The sequence below is a fragment of the Pseudoalteromonas luteoviolacea H33-S genome (assembly GCF_001625695.1).
Classification (GTDB): Bacteria; Pseudomonadota; Gammaproteobacteria; order Enterobacterales; family Alteromonadaceae; genus Pseudoalteromonas; species Pseudoalteromonas luteoviolacea_B.
In genome coordinates this window covers 1-18,433 of record NZ_AUXY01000051.1, presented here as the reverse complement: position 1 = coordinate 18,433, position 18,433 = coordinate 1, and the positions used below count along the sequence as shown (strand labels likewise).

17 protein-coding genes are annotated in these 18,433 nt (G+C 42.5%); 10 read left to right on the top strand and 7 right to left on the bottom strand.

Features of this window, described 5'->3' with window-relative positions; all coding sequences use genetic code 11:
• The first annotated feature begins 52 nt into the window (after positions 1–52).
• On the top strand, positions 53–757 hold the full coding sequence (locus N477_RS03775) for a hypothetical protein (protein WP_063360294.1): 705 nt from the start codon (positions 53–55) through the stop codon (positions 755–757).
• On the opposite strand, the gene N477_RS03770 is transcribed toward N477_RS03775, so the two are convergent.
• From N477_RS03770 to N477_RS03750, 5 genes are all read right to left on the bottom strand, one after another.
• On the bottom strand, positions 749–1,363 hold the full coding sequence (locus tag N477_RS03770) for a GNAT family N-acetyltransferase (RefSeq protein ID WP_063360295.1): 615 nt from the start codon (positions 1,361–1,363) through the stop codon (positions 749–751). The two genes, N477_RS03775 and N477_RS03770, sit on opposite strands and share 9 nt — an antisense overlap.
• The gene (locus N477_RS03765) at positions 1,347–2,072 is read right to left on the bottom strand and encodes an SIR2 family NAD-dependent protein deacylase (RefSeq protein WP_063360296.1); all 726 of its coding nucleotides are present in this window, start codon (positions 2,070–2,072) and stop codon (positions 1,347–1,349) included. The genes N477_RS03770 and N477_RS03765 overlap by 17 nt, the downstream gene beginning before the upstream one ends.
• Before the next feature lie 84 nt (positions 2,073–2,156).
• A complete protein-coding gene (locus N477_RS03760) occupies positions 2,157–2,651 on the bottom strand; it encodes a hypothetical protein (RefSeq protein WP_063360297.1) in 495 nt (164 codons plus the stop codon).
• A 302-nt stretch (positions 2,652–2,953) separates the two neighbouring features.
• Positions 2,954–3,430 (bottom strand): winged helix-turn-helix domain-containing protein, encoded by a 477-nt coding sequence (locus tag N477_RS03755; protein WP_063360298.1) that lies wholly within the window; start codon positions 3,428–3,430, stop codon positions 2,954–2,956.
• A 165-nt stretch (positions 3,431–3,595) separates the two neighbouring features.
• Positions 3,596–4,513, bottom strand: a complete 918-nt coding sequence (locus tag N477_RS03750) for a DMT family transporter (protein WP_063360299.1) — start codon at positions 4,511–4,513, stop codon at positions 3,596–3,598.
• A 327-nt stretch (positions 4,514–4,840) separates the two neighbouring features.
• On the opposite strand from N477_RS03750, the gene N477_RS03745 reads away from it, so the two are divergent.
• The 9 genes from N477_RS03745 to N477_RS03705 all read left to right on the top strand — a co-directional run bounded on the left by N477_RS03745 (position 4,841) and on the right by N477_RS03705 (position 13,993).
• Positions 4,841–5,218: a hypothetical protein gene (locus tag N477_RS03745; RefSeq protein WP_155731793.1), complete on the top strand. Its 378-nt coding sequence runs from the start codon at positions 4,841–4,843 to the stop codon at positions 5,216–5,218.
• A 116-nt stretch (positions 5,219–5,334) separates the two neighbouring features.
• The gene (locus N477_RS03740) at positions 5,335–6,735 is read left to right on the top strand and encodes a hypothetical protein (RefSeq protein WP_063360301.1); all 1,401 of its coding nucleotides are present in this window, start codon (positions 5,335–5,337) and stop codon (positions 6,733–6,735) included.
• Between the two features lie 108 nt (positions 6,736–6,843).
• Positions 6,844–7,290 (top strand): hypothetical protein, encoded by a 447-nt coding sequence (locus tag N477_RS03735; protein WP_063360302.1) that lies wholly within the window; start codon positions 6,844–6,846, stop codon positions 7,288–7,290.
• 116 nt (positions 7,291–7,406) lie between these two features.
• Entirely contained in the window at positions 7,407–8,468 is a 1,062-nt protein-coding gene (locus tag N477_RS03730) for a bifunctional nicotinamide-nucleotide adenylyltransferase/Nudix hydroxylase (RefSeq protein WP_063360303.1), read from the top strand.
• A gap of 56 nt (positions 8,469–8,524) precedes the next feature.
• Entirely contained in the window at positions 8,525–9,898 is a 1,374-nt protein-coding gene (locus N477_RS03725) for a nicotinate phosphoribosyltransferase (RefSeq protein WP_063360304.1), read from the top strand.
• Between the two features lie 138 nt (positions 9,899–10,036).
• Positions 10,037–11,398 (top strand): DNA-3-methyladenine glycosylase 2 family protein, encoded by a 1,362-nt coding sequence (locus tag N477_RS03720; protein ID WP_063360305.1) that lies wholly within the window; start codon positions 10,037–10,039, stop codon positions 11,396–11,398.
• Positions 11,395–11,925, top strand: a complete 531-nt coding sequence (locus tag N477_RS03715; RefSeq protein ID WP_196760575.1) for a methylated-DNA--[protein]-cysteine S-methyltransferase — start codon at positions 11,395–11,397, stop codon at positions 11,923–11,925. Before N477_RS03720 ends, N477_RS03715 begins: the two co-directional genes overlap by 4 nt.
• Positions 11,926–12,189: 264 nt before the next feature.
• Entirely contained in the window at positions 12,190–13,227 is a 1,038-nt protein-coding gene (locus N477_RS03710) for a GGDEF domain-containing protein (protein WP_063360306.1), read from the top strand.
• 100 nt (positions 13,228–13,327) lie between these two features.
• Positions 13,328–13,993 (top strand): hypothetical protein, encoded by a 666-nt coding sequence (locus N477_RS03705; RefSeq protein ID WP_063360307.1) that lies wholly within the window; start codon positions 13,328–13,330, stop codon positions 13,991–13,993.
• A 37-nt stretch (positions 13,994–14,030) separates the two neighbouring features.
• On the opposite strand, the gene N477_RS03700 is transcribed toward N477_RS03705, so the two are convergent.
• Together N477_RS03700 and N477_RS03695 are read right to left on the bottom strand one after the other, a co-directional pair.
• Positions 14,031–17,900 (bottom strand): two-component regulator propeller domain-containing protein, encoded by a 3,870-nt coding sequence (locus N477_RS03700; protein WP_155731792.1) that lies wholly within the window; start codon positions 17,898–17,900, stop codon positions 14,031–14,033.
• A gap of 131 nt (positions 17,901–18,031) precedes the next feature.
• A complete protein-coding gene (locus N477_RS03695) occupies positions 18,032–18,331 on the bottom strand; it encodes a hypothetical protein (protein WP_063360309.1) in 300 nt (99 codons plus the stop codon).
• Positions 18,332–18,433: the final 102 nt, after the last annotated feature.

The following is an 18,433-nucleotide window of genomic DNA, read 5'->3' as shown; positions in this document are numbered from 1 at the left end:
AAAAGAGTAAGATGACGAGAGTCATCGCATCGCTGCTAGGAGATAAACATTTATGACACAGGCATCCAACAATCAAGATCAAGCCATTGCTGAGTTAATCTTAGCTATTCGAAGCAAAACGCTGTCAAAAATACTCACAGTCTATCAAGCGCAAGATGACAAAGGCCGAGCTGCACAACTTAAGTTTTGCTATGAAACCGGTGAGTCTCAGCCCAGTCGCTATGCCGATTATCAGAATATCGCTGCACAATGCATTGCTGCGCATGGTCTGCCTTCAGGGATTATTGCTGGGCTTAATAACAATGATAGAGTGAACTTTTTTATGCCCGCACTGCAAGCGTCGGAGTCATTCTCACAGACAAACCATCAGGGCAATACGTTTTTACACGCCTTATTTGCTAATACAGAGCAGTCACCTCCCCCATTTAACTTCATTCGTTCATTATTATTATTTGAACGCAATGAATCACTAGCTAAGACACTGCGTGTACGTAATCAAAACAAACTAACGCCATTGGAGTGTTATTTTGTTTATAGTCTCGATGAACAGCCGCTTCCTGAACATGAACTCACCGCCCTGTTTGCGTTAATTGAGGCAGAGCAATCAAACAATAAATCTGTGCTAAAAAATAACCTTGCTCAAGTGCAATCCGCCATGAAAAGCCGTAACATCACGCTTAATGCACAAAATCAAACGCTACTGATTGTCGCAAGCTATTATCAAGTCGATATCAACCAAGTGTGTCAGTTACACTGATTGCTTATTCTCAAACTCATCACGCGTCACCGCATATAAGCAGTGCGATTGCAAAACATGCCCATTTGGTAAGTCAGGATGGGCAAAGTTTTTATTTAAATTCGTCATACCCAAACGTCGCATCAATTGTTGCGATGGCCTGTTTTGCAAAGCCGTGAACGCGTACACCTGCTCCAAAGACAGTACCTCAAACGCAAATTTTAGTGCCGCTTGAGCAGCTTCATATGCATACCCTTGGCCCCAAAAATCACGATGTAAGCGCCAGCCTATCTCCATAAATGGTTGGTTTGGGTTAACCCTTGTTTGCCAATGTAAACCGACAAAGCCAATAAACCTGTCTGTACTTGGGCTAGTGACAGTCACTTCTTTACTTCCACGCAGCGCCACAGCCCAAAAGCCATAACCTCGCTCAGCTATCAGTGCTGCAATTTTATCACTCAGCGCATTGCTTTCATCGATGTTTAATTTAGCAGGAAAGTAACGCATCACCTCAGAATCTGCACTCATTTGTGCAAAAGAGTCTTTATCCGTTTCTTGCCACTGTCTCAGTACTAGTCGCTGAGTCACCAGCTCAGCAACATCATGATGCTCAGGTATCTTTGCCATTCGCTATATATTCCTTTGCGGTCATAGGAAAGTACTTAACTTTACTATGCAAGATATGGGTTGGATCTGGATCGACAACCTCAACGGGAATGTCTTTATGACGAGCAACATCTAAGGCCATTTGCGTTATGTTGACACTAAAAGAGGTGCCCATAAATGCTATTTTACTGGCATCCCACATACGCCTTTGGGCTCTACCAATGCCGTATAAATCAGTATAAAACTCATCAAATAGCAGTACAAAAGGCTTCAAAGAGACGTTAAGCTCCGGCCCTTTACTAGAAATTTTAAAAAGCTCTAACAAGGATGTAGTTAAGTTATTTTCATCAACTAAATCCCAAGGTGTTGTTTCTATCTCTGCGTCTTCTCCTTGAACATGGTATTTGGTCATTTTATCAATCCGACCATGGATAGAAATATAATCATCATTGCCTGCTTTGCCATCTAACCCATCGATATTCTGCGTTATCAGTAATTTATCTGCTAACCAATGATGTACCTCATTTGGTCCATGATGCCGATATGTTACAAAGCGATGATAGTACCACTTTAAAAACTCAGTTGGATTTTGCTCATACATGGCACGAGTCGCCATTTGCTGCGGTGTATAGTTACGGCTGCCTATTGTCCAAAATCCATCCTCGCCTCGAAATGTTGGAATACCACTTTCGGCGCTTACACCAGCGCCAGTAATATATAGTGTCGTCATCTAAAATTACTCTACAAAAAATTAAACAGACAATAGAGTCTGGAGCTCATCACAATACTAACCAAGTAAGTTTACTTTTAGCATTCAAACAACGTTAGCGTCAGGCAGTAACTTTATATGTTGCTGAGCTGAACAAAAAGGTAACCATTTTGATGTGTTTTTTAGGCTAAAACTATGTATGGTGCCGCCAGTTGACTTGTCTCTTTTACACGCATACTGGACAGCTTCCATGGCACTTTTACCAAAATCCATTGCCGCAATCGCCCAATTAGCACCAGAACCAATCGCCCAGTTCATCTGTAAAGGCTCTAAAAAACGTTTTCCATATCGTATCTCGCCATAAAATATTTCATCACGTTTATTAATAAAGAAAAAAGTGCAACTTATCGCCTCAAAACAATTTTTTTTCCAGTTACTGAGTAAGTGGTATATTTCGGTGCAGTTACCTGTGGCAAAAACAAAGCCATTATAAACACGTTGACACTTTTGTGCCTCATCAGTCACGATACTTTGTGATGTGGTAGTTAAACTATCAACACAAATGATTTGCGTTGAGTGATGGTATGCTATCGTAGTCAAATAACACTCCTTTTTGGTCAAAATAGCCTAGCACGCAGGCTAGCTTAAAGGCACCAACAAAAACAGGTCAATTATGACCTAATATAACGCCTTTATTCTTAACTTTGACAAAAAAACTTAAACTAAGTTCTATGCTTCTAAGCTTTGAATTAAACAAAGCAAGTTCACATTACTATTTTAACCAGCTGAGTGATGTTCTTTAGTTACTTAAGAATATGCACAACTTTACCACGAGCTCATCTTCTATATTTACTTAAACTTGAAAGTTGCATTATTACTTCGAGACTCCCACAAGGCGCGATTTAAGCAAACGCCAAAAAGCCACCTACGGCAGCAGCAGCAACAAGAGCAGGCACAATGATCTTCCAAGGCAATTGAGCTGACTTGTCTACAGATATCTGAGTTGCCGTGTTAACAGCCTCTGACTCTGCACTAGAATTTGGCGCATTATCTTGTCCGACTGAAGATTCTTGCGCTTTACCATCCACAGGGTCGCAAGGTAGCTGCCACTGATACCCTTTTTTGGAAAAGGTTTTGATTGCGTCATCACCAAATAATGCTCTCAAATGGCCTATGTTTTGAAACACAACCTGCTCTGTAACTGTTCTACCAGGCCAAACCTCCTCTAATATCTCAACTTTACTGTGGATTTTATCTGGTTGTGAGATTAATAAAGCGAGAATTTGCGCTGGTTTCTCTTTTAGAGAAATTTTTCGGCCATCTTTTAATAATGTGAGCGCCTGAATATCAAATTGAAAGTCTTCGAATGCTAATTTCATTGTCCCTGAACTTATAATTATAATTTTCACCAATGTTACTATTTTTACCACAGAACATTATCGAAATTAAACCTGTTATTTCTTTAAGGTATGAATTTCATACTATTTGTAATAAATAACGTTTGAGCTAATATAATTGCAAACTTCTAGGGAAACTTATATAGCTCATTTGTTTAATTTTCTCTCAGACAGCTTTTTATTGACTTTAAACAGTCCAGTTACTTGCCCTCCAAACTGATATAAAGCCAAACTTGAAATTATGATGATCGTGCCCACCAATAATAATGGCGTTATCGATTCATTATTGACCTGTGCGCCTAATGTCATCGCAAGTCCTGGGGTGATTAAAGTCGTCAATGCGACAGTACTGGCTTTCATCTTTTGCAATATATGAAAATAAGCTAAAAACCCAAAGAACGAGCCAAAAATACCAAGGTATAAAGTAGACCACATCGACTTTTCACTCCAATTATCAACATCAAGTGGTGCGCCTGCAATCAACCACATAACCAAGAAACCAGGCACCGCGACAATCAATGAGCCCAAAGTTGTGGCCATCGGATGGATCACTATCTGTACTCGTTTTACAAGAATGCCACTAATACTAAAATTAATTGTGGCACATAAAACATATATCAAACCTAAAGGCTCGATGTTTAACTCCTGAAGCTGGGTAAAACACACCAAAAACATGCCCACTAATGCTAAGCCAAGTGCACATTTTTTTACCGTGGTAAATTTATCCTCGCCCAAAAGTTTTTGCGCCAATACACCAGATATGATCGGAGCCAATCCAAAAACCAATGAAATGACCCCAGAAGGAACCGTTTTGGATGCCAAGTATGAAAGCATCATACCAGCTAAAATTCCCCCACCTGAATAGGCATATAAGCGCCAAGCAGTGCTTGACCAGTGCATTTTGACTTTACAGAGTGTCACTACAATTGCTGCGAGTATCATAGCGATAACCATCCTCAGTAGTACACTGGTCGTCGGCGCCATAGACGAGCTACTCCAGACAATTGTCAACGGTGTAGTAGACCAAATTAAAACGACAAATGCATAAGACAATTGCACGGGCATTGCTATTTATCCTTATTAATAAAGGACGATAAATGGGGTGATTTATTCAAGATAAGCTAACCGCATTCATCGTCGCGGTTAGAAAAGCGCTAAACCGCTACACACCTAGCCATGTGACAGAGTGCCACTTGCAATTGAGTTGTGTATTGGAAAGCAAATTCATGGTTATTTCTTATTATCCTGTGAAGTAGAGTGGTTACTATGTACCCTTCAATGGCATGAGTCAATACGATTCGCAAATAAAATCTGATAACCTCTCAAAGCAATTCTGATAGACAAATAAAAGTGCTCTGACATAGCATCACTCAGTGATGAATTAAGAGTAGTTTGAAAATGTTATTGGCCTATATTTTAGTGATTGTATTAGTTAAGACCTCTTTACTAGGCTTAGGTGCTATCAGTATCTTGCTCGCAATGCTCGCGCTGTTAGTCATAAAATATGCTCCCATAAAAATAGAACAGCAGACAAAAAGTCAATTCAGTAAAATATATCTAGTGGTCCTGTTTGGACACTTAAGTGCCTACATCGGGTTACTCATAAAGGCATTTTTTATCGATGGCATTGAAGATATTCCCACATTTATTGTCAGCCATTTAGTGCTACACCATATTCTGTGCGCATTGGTTGCGGGCGTTGCAACTTTTATGGCGCTGCGCATATTCACTGCACAGCACAACCACAATAGCGCCACAATCACACACTAATTTATAAAAGATCATGATTGATTTATCTTTGGGCGTATTATAAACAGATCGTCCCTAAAGAAATAACACAGTTGGCCGATTAATAGATCCGTAAATCAGATTCTAAGGATAAGGTGATGATTAATCGATTGGCCAACTCGGTTGCAGGCAGTACACACAACTATTCGAACGACAGTAAAAACACTCATATCAATTCAGCAGTCAAAGATGCAGACTCAAAATATAAATCGAATACACTGCCAAGTGGCAGTGATTACCATGTATCACTTTCAGCTACTCAAGACGATGATTATTTAAAAAAATTTATGGATGATATCTTCTTTAAAGCGATACCAGAGTTGGTTTCTTTTGGTTATTCCGGCATATATAGAGTTCAATCTGATAATAATGAGGAAAATAGGTTTCAGTATGGGGAACTCACAGAAAAAAGTGATATTGACGCATTCCTAGCACAAAAAGACAGATTGTCCTCGGATGGGCAAATTCGATTTTCATTCATAAAGCCCTCTAAGGAATTACTCGAACTGAGCGAACGTTTAAATGATGATGAATTAGAAAAACTGGCCGAAGTCCTAACATCTGCGCCGCGCTATAATGAGTACACCAACTTAATCAGCGATCACAGTGAAGACATCATCTCAACATTAAGCACATTATCAGATGATCTGCTCAGTAGTTCACTGGACGTTATGGCTCACTTAGTTCAACAAAATAAAGCACACGATAGAACGCCTCCCTTCACGCCTGAGGGGCTGCTAAGTGAGGATGGTATTGAAAGCCCATTGCTACGAGTCGAATACGGCCCATTTGAAGATCTGGGATTAAGGGAGTTAAACGATTACTCTTCTCATCTGATGCAATACGTTAAATTGCTTGATAACAATAAAATGCATGATGGCCAATTATTAGAACTCAATCAACATATTAGCCAAGGTGATTTTGCAACAAATGCAGGGATCGTTGATATGGCCATTACCATCAAACCTTTTGAGCAAGACAGTTTCTTTGCCATGTTACAAGAAGTGGATAAGTCTAATAGTGAGAATATTTTCGCCATGCTAGGACAACAAACAGATAAATGGGCGCATACTCAGTACTTTATGACAGAAGACCAGGAATTTGTAGTACATCATGATGAAGATACCAATGAAAGCGAGCGCAGGGATTTGCATAAAAACGTCTTGGAAGCGTATGAAAATAAAGGGCTAAGCTGGATGAATGAAGTGATTGAGCTTACTTTCGATACGCCCGCAGCGACTCACGGGGATATGTGGAAACAGCTTTTGCATGATGTAGAAAACCATCCAGATGGATTTATACATTCTGACTCTATTGAGGTTTGGGCAGAGAATAATATAGACACTATCAAGCAAAACTTTGTGCAGCAGCAGATACAAAAAATCTACGAATTCAACCTCGATTTACCCGTCCCGTACCAATTAGGCGAGTTGAAATACATCGAACCTGAATTTGAACAAGTGTCCGCCAAAAGTGATGTCATAAGTAATGGAGAGTAAAGTAGAGATGATTCTTGCCAGAAATAGAGGGGTATCATTCACGCTTCCACATTATTTGCGCAATTAGTAGTCAAACTAAAGTGACTAACCTGTTGGAGCTAATTGCCCATGATCACACAAGCTACGCAATCATATTCACACTCTACACAAGCAAGTCGCCCTCAGACCACATTATCTGAGCAACAAACAAGTACTATCAAAGAGACGTTGGAACAGTTTGACCCCGATAACTTATCAGAAGCCGATGCACAAAGCATCGTAAACAGTTTCAGTGAGGCCGGTATTAAACCCTCAAAAGCATTAGCTGAGCAGATGTCTGAGCTCGGCTTTGATGCCAAAGCCATTGGCGAACTCGCAGGCGCGCCAGCAAAGCCCCCAAAAGACAAACCAGATGCACAAGTGGATTTAAAGCAAGTCGTCGATTATTTGAGTGATGCATTGTCGGAGCAAGATACCAATCAATTAAATGATGAGCAAAAGCAAGCGCTATTATCTGACTTAAAGTCTCAATTTGGTTTGCCCGAAGATGGAAACTTAGTCAATCTTCATGTTTGAAATTTAAGCGTGATTATGTCATTGTAGCGTTATCGAGTGGGAACCATTCGATAATCACAACGTAAGCGGGATAGACCTGCGTCGCGTTTTACAACAACAGCAAGGGGTTTGCTGCAATGACATTACAACACGATCAAAAGTACGACTTCCTCGTATTTATTGGCCGTTTTCAGCCTTTTCATCAAGGTCACTTAGCTGTGATCCAAGAAGGGTTAAGACGTGCTGAACATATCATCATTTTGTGTGGCTCTGCCCACCAGCCTAGAACAGTTAGAAACCCATGGACAAGCTCAGAAAGAGAGTTAATGATCCGCGGTTCACTCACCACTGAACAGAACAATCGAGTCCACATTGCGCCTCTAATGGATACAGTCTATAACGACGATGCTTGGGTTCGTAATGTGCAAACAACCGTCAAAGGCATCATTACCGCACAGCATAAAATGCCGCACAAAACGCCTCAAGTAGGTTTAATTGGCCATAGTAAAGACCAATCATCTTACTACTTAAATTTGTTCCCTCAATGGGGTGCTATTCCTGTAGATAACTATCAGTCTATCTCTGCCACACCAATTCGAAAGCAGCTCTTTTCATCCCAAGGTGAAGATTTTTTAACTTCACAAAATGCCCAAGTGTTACCTCGCTTTGTCCGTGATACGCTAGATAAGTTTATGCGAACCGATGACTACTCAGCAATTCAAAACGAGCATGACTTCATCGAAAAATATCGTCAAGCATGGCAAAACGCGCCTTATCCGCCGACATTTGTCACCGTCGATGCGGTGGTCGTACAAAGTGGCCATGTGTTGTTAATTGAGCGAAAAGCACGCCCAGGAAAAGGGCTTTGGGCGCTGCCTGGCGGCTTTGTCGATCGCAGTGAAAAGCTTGTCGACGCTTGTTTGAGAGAGCTCAGAGAAGAAACCAAGTTAAAGGTCCCAGCTCCAGTATTAATGGGGTCGATTAAGCAACAACAAGTATTTGATGACCCGAATAGATCAGCACGAGGACGCACTATCACTCATGCATTTTATTTTGATTTGGCGCCGAATAAATTACTGCCCAAAGTCAAGGGCGGGGATGACGCCAAACATGCAATGTGGGTGCCGCTTGCGGAGTTAGAGCCAAGCAAATTATTTGAAGATCATTACTTTATCATTCAAGAATTAACCGGCATGTAAATGCCAATGCAGATTGGGATAGACCCAGTTGGCAAATAGATAGGAGGAACTCCATCATGACCAATATCATACTTAACGCAGATAGCTACAAAGCCTCACATTTTAAACAGTACCCAGAAGGCACTAGCCAAGTATCTAGCTACATTGAGCCTCGCGGTGGGCAGTATGACAAAGCGCTGTTTTTTGGTTTACAGATGTTCATTAAACAGTACCTAACTACCCCACTCACGCATCAAGATGTTGATGATGCTAAAACCATTTTAGAGGCCCATGGCGTGCCTTTTCATGAGGCCGGTTGGCGACACATAGTCGACAAACACCAAGGCTTGCTGCCCATAAAAATCCAAGCTTTATCTGAAGGGAGCATTGTGCCTATCAGTAATGCATTGGTCCAAGTTATCAATACCGATCCCAAATGCGCATGGCTAACCAGCTATGTTGAAACCGCCCTATTGCGCGCAATTTGGTACCCAACCACAGTTGCAACTGTGTCTTACCACTGCAAACAAATTATTCAGCAATATTTGGCCGATACGGCTGACTCACTAGATGGGCTTGAGTTTAAGCTACATGACTTTGGTGCGCGCGGCGCAACCACTGAAGAGGCAGCTGCTGTGGGTGGCGCTGCGCACTTACTCAATTTTATGGGTACAGATACGCTCAGTGCCATTGTCGCTGCAAGACGATTTTATGACGCAGCTATGCCAGGATTTTCAATTCCCGCCGCAGAGCACAGTACCATTACGGCATGGGGTAAAAACGGCGAAAAAGCAGCATATGAGAATATGCTCAAACAATTTTCAGGCCCTGGAAAGCTCGTCGCAGTAGTCAGTGATTCATACGACCTTTGGCATGCCATCGATAACATCTGGGGCGATGAGCTAAAAGAGCAAGTGCAGCAAACAGGTGGCACTTTGGTGATCCGCCCTGACAGTGGCGAACCTGTAGAAGTGGTTACCAAAACCATCGACAAGTTGATGGTAAAGTTTGGCTATCGCATCAATAGCAAAGGCTATCGTGTATTACCTGATTGCGTTCGTGTGATCCAAGGGGATGGCATTGCAGAAAACAGCATCCGCGAAATTTTACACACCATGAAAACCAAGCAACAAAGCGCTGAGAATATCGCGTTTGGCATGGGCGGTGCGCTGCTGCAAAAACTCGATAGAGACACCATGCAATTTGCCATGAAAGCCAGTGCCGTTAAAGTAAAGGGCCTGTGGCATGATGTATTTAAAGATCCCATCACAGATCACGGAAAACGCAGTAAAAAAGGTCGCCTTGCAGTGGTTCACGATAAGGTTAAAGGGGTGAAGACCATTCGTGAGAGTGATTTGGGCAACCGCGAGAACTTACTTAAAACTGTATTCAAAAACGGGCAACTATTGATTGAGCACAGCTTTGACGAAATCAAAGCGAACATCCGCTAATACAATGTTTAGTCACATAATGGCGTATGCCATTGTGTGACTTTTTTCCATTCAACACCAACAGTGAGTTCCGAAACTGGCCAGTAGTAGAGTGTAATTCGCATATACTTACCTCATTGACGAGGAAGGACTGATTTGATGTTAGATGTAGAAATCTGTAAAAAAGCACGCCATTCAAGAGACCCACGCTTTGACGGTAAGTTTTTTATTGCAGTAAAAACCACAGGTATCTATTGCCGTACCACTTGCCCTGTGCATCCTCCAAAAGAAGAAAATGTGACTTATTTTAGTACTGCAATGTCCGCAGCACAGGCGGGGTTTCGTCCATGTTTACGCTGCAGGCCAGACAGTGCACCTGGCTCTGCACCATGGAAAGGGGTTGGCACAACATTAGACAGAGCACTTCACTTAATAGATCAAGGAGCACTACAACAGGGCTCCTTACCTCAACTTGCCAGCCGGCTTGGCGTCAGTGACCGATATGTTCGTAAGCTATTTAATCAGCACCTTGGGGTGTCGCCAAAAGCTTATGCGTTGTATCAGCAATGCCTGTTCGCCAAGAAATTACTGCATCAAACTCAGCTCCCTATCACAGAAATTGCCTTGGCAAGCGGCTTCGATAGTATCCGTCGCTTCAATGACTGCTTTAAAAACCAGTTACAGCTGACCCCCACGCAAATGCGCAAACAGCAAGACCAAAGCAATTCAAACATTACATTGACGCTTTATTATCGCCCCCCCTTCAACTGGCAAAAAATGCAGCAATTTTTATCCAAGCGCCAAATCGACGGACTTGAATGGGTAACGGACGCCAGCTATGGCCGCACCTTTTTTTGGCAAGGTTGCAGAGGGCAATTCACTGCCAAGCACTGTGATCAAAAGCATTGTTTTGAAGTAGACATTGAAATAGACGAAATCAAATACCTTAAACCTGTGGTAAACAATATCCGTCGTATTTTAGATTTGGACGCCGACTTGGGCCAAATTGAAGGGGATTTGAAAAATGCACTACCCAATGAGTTTACATTGGTCACTGGGCTACGGTTACCCGGGATCTGGAGCTTATTTGAAGCAGGCGTACGGGCCATACTTGGACAACAAGTCTCAGTGCAAGCAGCGAAAAATTTGGTCACTCAGCTGGTACACGAGCTTGGAGAAAAACACGAAGAACAGGCCTTTTTCCCAAACCCAAAAGCAATGGCGACCAGTGACTTAGCTTTTTTAAAAATGCCCACCGCACGCAGGCAAACGCTGATCCGCTTTGCTGAGTATTTTTCACAAAACAACGTGACCGACAATGCTGATGACTGGTTACCGATTAAGGGAATTGGCCCTTGGACAGTCGCTTATGCCAAAATGCGTGGACAAAGCGACCCAGATATTTTTTTGGCTTCCGACCTTGGTGTAATCAAAGCCCTAAAATTACAACAAGCTTTTGATGATAAGAAACTTTCACCTTGGCGCAGCTACCTCACTTTTCAACTATGGAGTCAATTATGAGTTTGTACACAGACTATTTTCAAAGCCCACTGGGGCTGATTGAAATAAAGGCATCTGATATCGGCGTGCGCCAACTGATATTTTGCGGGGAGCAAACGTCTGATGTGCATCCCAGCACATTATTGCAAGAGTGCAAACAGCAATTATCTGCATATTTTGACCAGAAGCTGACGCAATTTGATCTCGACCTTGACTGGCAAGGCACGCCTTTTCAAAAACAAGTCTGGCAGGCTTTAACGACCATCCCATTTGGCCAGAGTTTATCTTACTTAGAATTAGCACAGCAGCTTAATAACCCCAAAGCTGTACGCGCAGTTGGCGGTGCCAATGGACGAAACCCGATTACCTTGATCGTGCCTTGCCATAGAGTAATAGGCGCCAATGGTAAAATGACGGGCTATGCAGGTGGCGTGCTACGTAAGCAATGGCTGTTAGCCCATGAAGGCTTAATCGATCAAAAGCCAAATGATCAAGCTATTGCAGAGCTAGCTTCTCAACGCCAAGCCAAAACTGAGTTTTTACAATAGGTGCTCTGACAACAAGTCATCGACTCTTCGAACTTATATACTGAACAATCCGCTGTATATTGGCAGCAACCAAGCCACAGCGGGTAAGCTAAAAGTACATAAACAGCCCAAATCATTTATACACAAGTTTACTCCTGATAATCCCACTGTATTAACGACACAAAGAGTTATCAAATAATTAACACAAAAAACCTTTAAAGTAAGAATAAATTATATATATTTATAAGGGTGACAGTGCATAATTTATGGTAGAGAGTATGTCGCGTGCCAGTAAAAAGTAACAGTCAGTATTCGCTGCGTTTAAACACCTATTTTGATGGTAAAGGCAGAGTATTTCCGCTTTTATCTTTAATCATTTTGGCGGTGTTTACCCCCTTAGCAATCAAAAACCTGATTATCGGTGAGTATGCGCTCGGTGCGCTCATTATGATTTTTGTATGCGCTTTCATTGCTGATGCGAACGCATTAATTAAAGGCCGCGCCTTGCCCATTCATGAGCATATAATTGCTACTTTGGCCATATCATGTATCGCATTATCGCTTTTTACTTTGGGGGCTGGTACCATCTTTTGGGTATTTCCTGTGAGTATTATCATCAGCTTCGCATTTCCGTTGGCCACATCCATTCTCTTTAATTGTGCATTACTACTCACCGCAACCACCTATGTGTTTTTAAATTATGACATGGCAGATGCGCTGAGGTTTTTCTTTGCCTATTTACTCACGGCTTGCTCAGTTCACTTGTTACTCAAACATATTGATGCGCTGCACACGTTATTAAAAGAAGAATCGAGCAAAGATGCCCTCACAGGGGCGCTGAACCGAAGGCAACTCAACCTTTTTTTGAAAGATGCGTTAGCAAATAAGGTGCATTACCACTATGACTCGACATTGATCATGATTGATGTGGACCACTTTAAGCAAATAAACGACGTATATGGTCACGCAAAAGGAGATGAAGTACTTGTTAACTTAGTGTCTGATATTCGCGAACAGATCAGGGAAACGGATTTACTGTTTCGCGTCGGTGGAGAGGAGTTCGTCGTATTACTCCCAAATACAGATCTCAAGACAGCGCAAAAAGTCGCACAAAAACTCAGGGCAAATATCAAATCTCTTGCTCTACTGGATAATAAAACGATTACCGTCAGTTTGGGCTTATGTGCAAGTGCTGATGACCTGACACAAACAAAATGGATGAACTGCGCCGACAAAGCTTTGTATGCGGCCAAACAGCGTGGCCGAGACAGAGTTTGTCAGTACAACCTGCATCACAACCGTATCGAAGACGTGGCAGCCTAACTTGATAATGAACTAGTCCAAGATAGTCAAAACGGCTGATGTAGCGCTTCACTGAGCACTTGCTATACTCAGCCCAAGTCTGAAGCACAAAGGAAATACCATGAAAAAAACTTTTCTGTTCACGCTCATCTTTGCTTTTAGCTTTATTGCGCTCGCTAAAGAAGAAAAAAAAGAACTCCCGCCATTAAACCCTGCTTATAAAGGCGAGCATGGTATGGTACTGATGAATCGCGGCTCAAAAATTTACGCCACCAACTTTGCGTCATACAAATTACCCAGTGATATTCAAATTGTATATCAGATTGATAATCCTGATGTCGCCTTTCTAAATCTTGTCAGAGATTCAGATCTCATCACCATTAAGACAAAGCCTTTCAACTTGCAGCGTCTAGAGCGGGGTGAAGAAGTCAATATTGTCGCCGATGTGTATGAAGGCCACTACAAACGCGACGGCTTTAAAGTGTACAGTGATCGCACCATTGTTTTTAGCAAAAAACTGTATGCACGCAAATTAAAAGATTTACCCGCAGCTTCTCAATGGCAAGAGTATGACAGTATTGAGATCAACAGTTCTGAGCGGATCTACATCCATAAGTTAACCCAGCCACCGAGTTTTAATCACTTGATTTTTGTTGATTTAACCAATGCATGTATGCAGAAATTCAAAACGTCAAAGCGCGTGCCAAAAAGCTCCGAGCTAATGTATAAATTCGTCAATTGCGGGACCTTAAAACACTTGTATTTTGATGAAGAAGACTACCGTTAAAATACAACTTTACTGAATACAAGCGAGGTCAGTTTGTTTAATCTACTCTTGAATTGCTAATAGGCAGTTTAATAACAAACTGACATCCTTGATGATGTTCACTTTGACAAGTTATCTCGCCATGTAGCTTTTGCGTCACAATATTGTACACGATATGCATACCCAGCCCAGTCCCACCCGCACTACGCCTTGTGGTATAAAATGGGTCAAACACCTTTGCCAACGTTTCTTTACTCATACCCACCCCATTGTCAACAAAGCACCACTCAATATGTGAGCCTGTATGTTGCAAGCTAATTTCTATTTTGCCTGCATGCTTGCCCTCTTCAAAACCATGGCGGACTGAGTTTTCAATCAGGTTTGTCAGCACTTGCGCAATTGCGCCAGGGTAAGTCAACAACACAATCCCATCATCAAACTGAGTGTCCACAACTATCTCAGTATGCTTCCATTTTGGCCTTAAGCTCATCAAGGTATCTTCAAGATATTGACCAAGATTGACCTCCCCACGCTCCTCTATCGATTGATCGACAGCAACTTGCTTAAAGTTTTTAACCAGCTGCGCTGCTCGAGATAAATTCGATTCAAGTAAGTACAGGCTTTCGCTCATCACCTCGAGAAATGAGTGCAGTTTGTTTTTTGTCAGCTTGCTGCTATCAAATAACCCCCGGCATTCGCCCAGCTCTTTCATTGCATGTGAGCTCGCTGTAATACTAATACCCAGTGGCGTATTAATCTCGTGAGCAACACCCGACACTAAACGCCCAAGACCTGCCATTTTTTCCTGTTGAACCAATTGCTCTTGTGTTTGCTGAAGGTTACTATGCGCCTCTTTGAGCTGCGAGAAAGTAGCCTCAAGTTTTTCCACTGATTCCGCATTAGCCAGTGCAATTGCGGTATAGTTGGCAATGGTGCGCAGCATTTGCACATCATTGTCATTAAATGCTGCCTGCTTAAAGCTCTGTACAGTGATGCAGCCAAGTACTTGTTTGTCGATAAGTAATGGCAAGTAAATTAAAGACTCTGTATTAGCCCCGCTCACAGGGGCTGCCACATACTCCACATACAGCTTTAATTCTTCCACGCGGTTGACGACCAATTCACTCTGGTTATTGATACACCAAACCGCTGGACGACGTAAATCGGTCAATGCATATTCAAAAGGCGGCAGCTTTTCTCCCTGCTCTATCGCCAATTGACATAAAATTCGCTGACCTGGCGCATCTAAAATCCCCACCACAAAGACATCTGCATTCATTAACTCGTTAACATGCTTATAGACCCGTTCAAGCACAGAGCCTAAATGTAAAGTCGAAGTGATCTCCTGGCCGATTGTGCCGAGCATAGATATATTTTCTGTACGAGATTGCACCAAAGAATCTAGCTCAGCTTGCTGCTGTTTGAGCTCTTTCACTCGCCAGCGATAAAAGCCATACAGCCCGAATGCAAGCACAGTAAATAACAGCAGTTTAATCCAAATCGTTTCGAACCACTTAGGCTGCTGCACAATAAATAAATCGATTTGATGCTCGCTCCATTTACCTTTGCGGTTAGTGCCTTTTATGTGCAAATGATAATTCCCCGGCGATAGTCGGGTATAAGTAATACGGCGTTTAGATGCATCGGTATAAATCCATTTTTCATCAAACCCCTCCAGTTTATATGCATACTGATTATGCTCAGGTGCCGTGAAGTCCAAAGCGGCGAATTCAACTGAAAAGCTCTTTGTATCAGCAGGCAAAACCAGTTTCTCAGGGATAGGAACGGCTTGATTATTGACCTCTAATTCACTGATCACTAGCTTAGGTTGATATTGCCAGCTTTGCCAAAGCGATGGGCGCAATAATAATATCCCTTTTGTGCCACCAAAGAGCATGGTGCCATCACGAAGCTTAATGTAAGAACCTGTCCACATGGTACCTACATCCCAATCATCTGCTCGCGCTAAATTTTGCCATGTGCCTTGATCAGGATCTAACCAGCCATAGCCATTCCAGATCCGCCCTTGCGCGTCTTCGAGCAAATTACCGGCAGTACCCACAGGCCTACCAACCAAAGTGTTTAACGACTCAAATTTTGCAAAGCGACCATTAAAACTGACCAAGCGGTCTAAACCATGCGGTGTGGCAACCACCAGCCTTTTTTGACTATCCAAAAGTAAGCTATTGATATAGTTATCGGATAAACTTTGGGTTGTGCCCGCTTCAGGACTTACCTCAAGTACCTTTTCCTCACCAATAAATATCACTAACAGACCATTGCGCGTGCCAACCCAAAGCCTGTCATTGTGATCATACACAAAGCTCAAAATCGACTTTCCTGTAAATAATTCGCTGCCAGAAAAATGAGTAATATCTTCGACTTGATTGGTTTGCGTATTTATCAATACGACCCCTTCTCCAGTCCCAACCCAAAGCTTATCGCCCGGCGTCTCCTGCAAGGTCACGATTTGTATACTTGGCAGACCCTCGGCAGTGGTGTAACGATAAAAGCGCTGCTGTGAAAAATCGTAGCGATGCAACCCCTTATTTGTGGTACCAGCCCATACGCTGCCGTCACGTGTTTGGCGCATCACACGGACATAGCCTTCCGACAGTGCTTTAGGGTTGTCAGGCTCAGGTCTAAAGCCGCCAACCACGCCAAACTCTGGTGAAATAATATCGATGCCCGACTGCGCTGTGCCAACCCAAATTTGACCATTACTCAGTTCTACAAACCCTCTCACATCTTCATGTGTCAGTGTATGTTGTCTATCAAGGCCACGGACAAACTTTCTAAACGCTTTATTTTGCGGGCTATAACGGCTTAGTCCGCCTCCCCATGTCCCCACCCAAACTACGCCAGAGTCATCGACTAACATGGCGCCCATGGTATCAAGTGGAATACTGTATTCATTTAAGGGCTCATGGCGAATGTGTCTTTTCACTGACGTGGATACCGCATCCACCACAGTGATGCCGCCACCAGAAGTTCCCAACCAGATCTCATCTGCTGCAGGCTGAACAATTCCATTAACCCAATGATGACTGAGTGATGCAGGATCATTGGGCTGATGTTTTACCCACTGAATAACGTCCTTCTCGCCACCCAGTCTCGCAGCACCATCATCCGTTGTCCCTACCCACACAGCGTTATCTTTAGCTAAAAAGAGCCGAAATACATTTTTGCCGTTAAACTCCTCATAAGTTTGCCCTCTTAATACCCTCTGATTGGCTGTAGATATATGGGAAAACCTGTCCGGTAAAGTGATCTTGCAAAGTCCCAATTGGGTGCCAAGCCATAAAGTACGAGGTTGTTCAAAAAGTACAGAGCGCATGCGAGTTATCTTTAAAGGCATATCGCAGCCTGCAATATTTTCCAGCCTTACAACTTCATTGGTGTCGCTATTGATATAATTTAAGCCATCATTGGTGGCGACAAAAATATTGCCTTGGCTATCACCTGTTAATGCGCGAATATTGTTATTTGAAAGGCTATTGTTATTAGCAAGATGATGTTTAAAGTGGCGAAATTGATCTGTTTCGGGTTCAAACACCGAAACGCCGTCAGAAAAGGTGCCAACCCATACTTGACCATTGCGACCAGCCCACAAAGCTCTGACAAAATTACCCGGTAAAGATGAAGAGTCTTCAGGGCTGTGTCCAAAACGCTTAAATCGGTATCCGTCATATCGGATCAGCCCAAACTGCGTGCCTATCCATATAAATCCGCGACTATCTTGCACCATGGCGGTGATCACCCCTTTAGGGATTGTTTCACTATCACCGACATGTTGAAATATTAACTCCCCAATATCAAAAAATGAGGGGGCCTCTATATGCGAGTTATTATGTTTATGTGCGATGACATTAGATGAAAAGTACACACTAAGTGCAATAAATAGATAAGCAAAAATCCGAAAGGTCACACTGGCGTTCACTGCAATATCCGCTTGAAAAGTTCAACGAAGGTAAAGCTCGCACAGTCATTGAGTATAGATAAGGGATGGAAAGTTGAAAAGAAATCAGCAGACAGAGATGTTATATGAATGATTGCAGTTTAATCTAAACCGCTACTATCCTTGCCTATCACAAGAAAACCCAACAAGCTATATAACAAACGTGAGATCCAAATAAAGCATTCAACTGGAAACAGAACTATCGCTTCAAGGATATCTAACGCAGTACTGCCTTTTTCACGGTTTTCACGCTTTGGCCAGATAAAATATGCGCTTACAAAGCTAGTTGGGACTAATAAGCAGAAAATAAGATTAAAACCAGCCGAAAAAAGAATATAAAGTGCCACAACCGCAACAACAAAAAGCACCGTTGCCACCACTTCACGAATGAAATCAGTCATAATTATATTCCTTATATAAAGAATTAGCGCTCGAAGCTGACAAGAGGCAATAAAACGAGTCCCTTCGTTTTATTCAATATTCGAGTCCTGCCGCTTTACGCC

Coding starts and splice junctions, on each gene's coding strand:
- N477_RS03720 (WP_063360305.1), top strand. CDS start 10,037: ATGTTAGATGTAGAAATCTGTAAAAAAGCACGCCATTCAAGAGACCCA.
- N477_RS03765 (WP_063360296.1), bottom strand. CDS start 2,072: ATGACGACACTATATATTACTGGCGCTGGTGTAAGCGCCGAAAGTGGT.
- N477_RS03715 (WP_196760575.1), top strand. CDS start 11,395: ATGAGTTTGTACACAGACTATTTTCAAAGCCCACTGGGGCTGATTGAA.
- N477_RS03740 (WP_063360301.1), top strand. CDS start 5,335: ATGATTAATCGATTGGCCAACTCGGTTGCAGGCAGTACACACAACTAT.
- N477_RS03730 (WP_063360303.1), top strand. CDS start 7,407: ATGACATTACAACACGATCAAAAGTACGACTTCCTCGTATTTATTGGC.
- N477_RS03775 (WP_063360294.1), top strand. CDS start 53: ATGACACAGGCATCCAACAATCAAGATCAAGCCATTGCTGAGTTAATC.
- N477_RS03755 (WP_063360298.1), bottom strand. CDS start 3,430: ATGAAATTAGCATTCGAAGACTTTCAATTTGATATTCAGGCGCTCACA.
- N477_RS03735 (WP_063360302.1), top strand. CDS start 6,844: ATGATCACACAAGCTACGCAATCATATTCACACTCTACACAAGCAAGT.
- N477_RS03750 (WP_063360299.1), bottom strand. CDS start 4,513: ATGCCCGTGCAATTGTCTTATGCATTTGTCGTTTTAATTTGGTCTACT.
- N477_RS03725 (WP_063360304.1), top strand. CDS start 8,525: ATGACCAATATCATACTTAACGCAGATAGCTACAAAGCCTCACATTTT.
- N477_RS03695 (WP_063360309.1), bottom strand. CDS start 18,331: ATGACTGATTTCATTCGTGAAGTGGTGGCAACGGTGCTTTTTGTTGTT.
- N477_RS03705 (WP_063360307.1), top strand. CDS start 13,328: ATGAAAAAAACTTTTCTGTTCACGCTCATCTTTGCTTTTAGCTTTATT.
- N477_RS03770 (WP_063360295.1), bottom strand. CDS start 1,363: ATGGCAAAGATACCTGAGCATCATGATGTTGCTGAGCTGGTGACTCAG.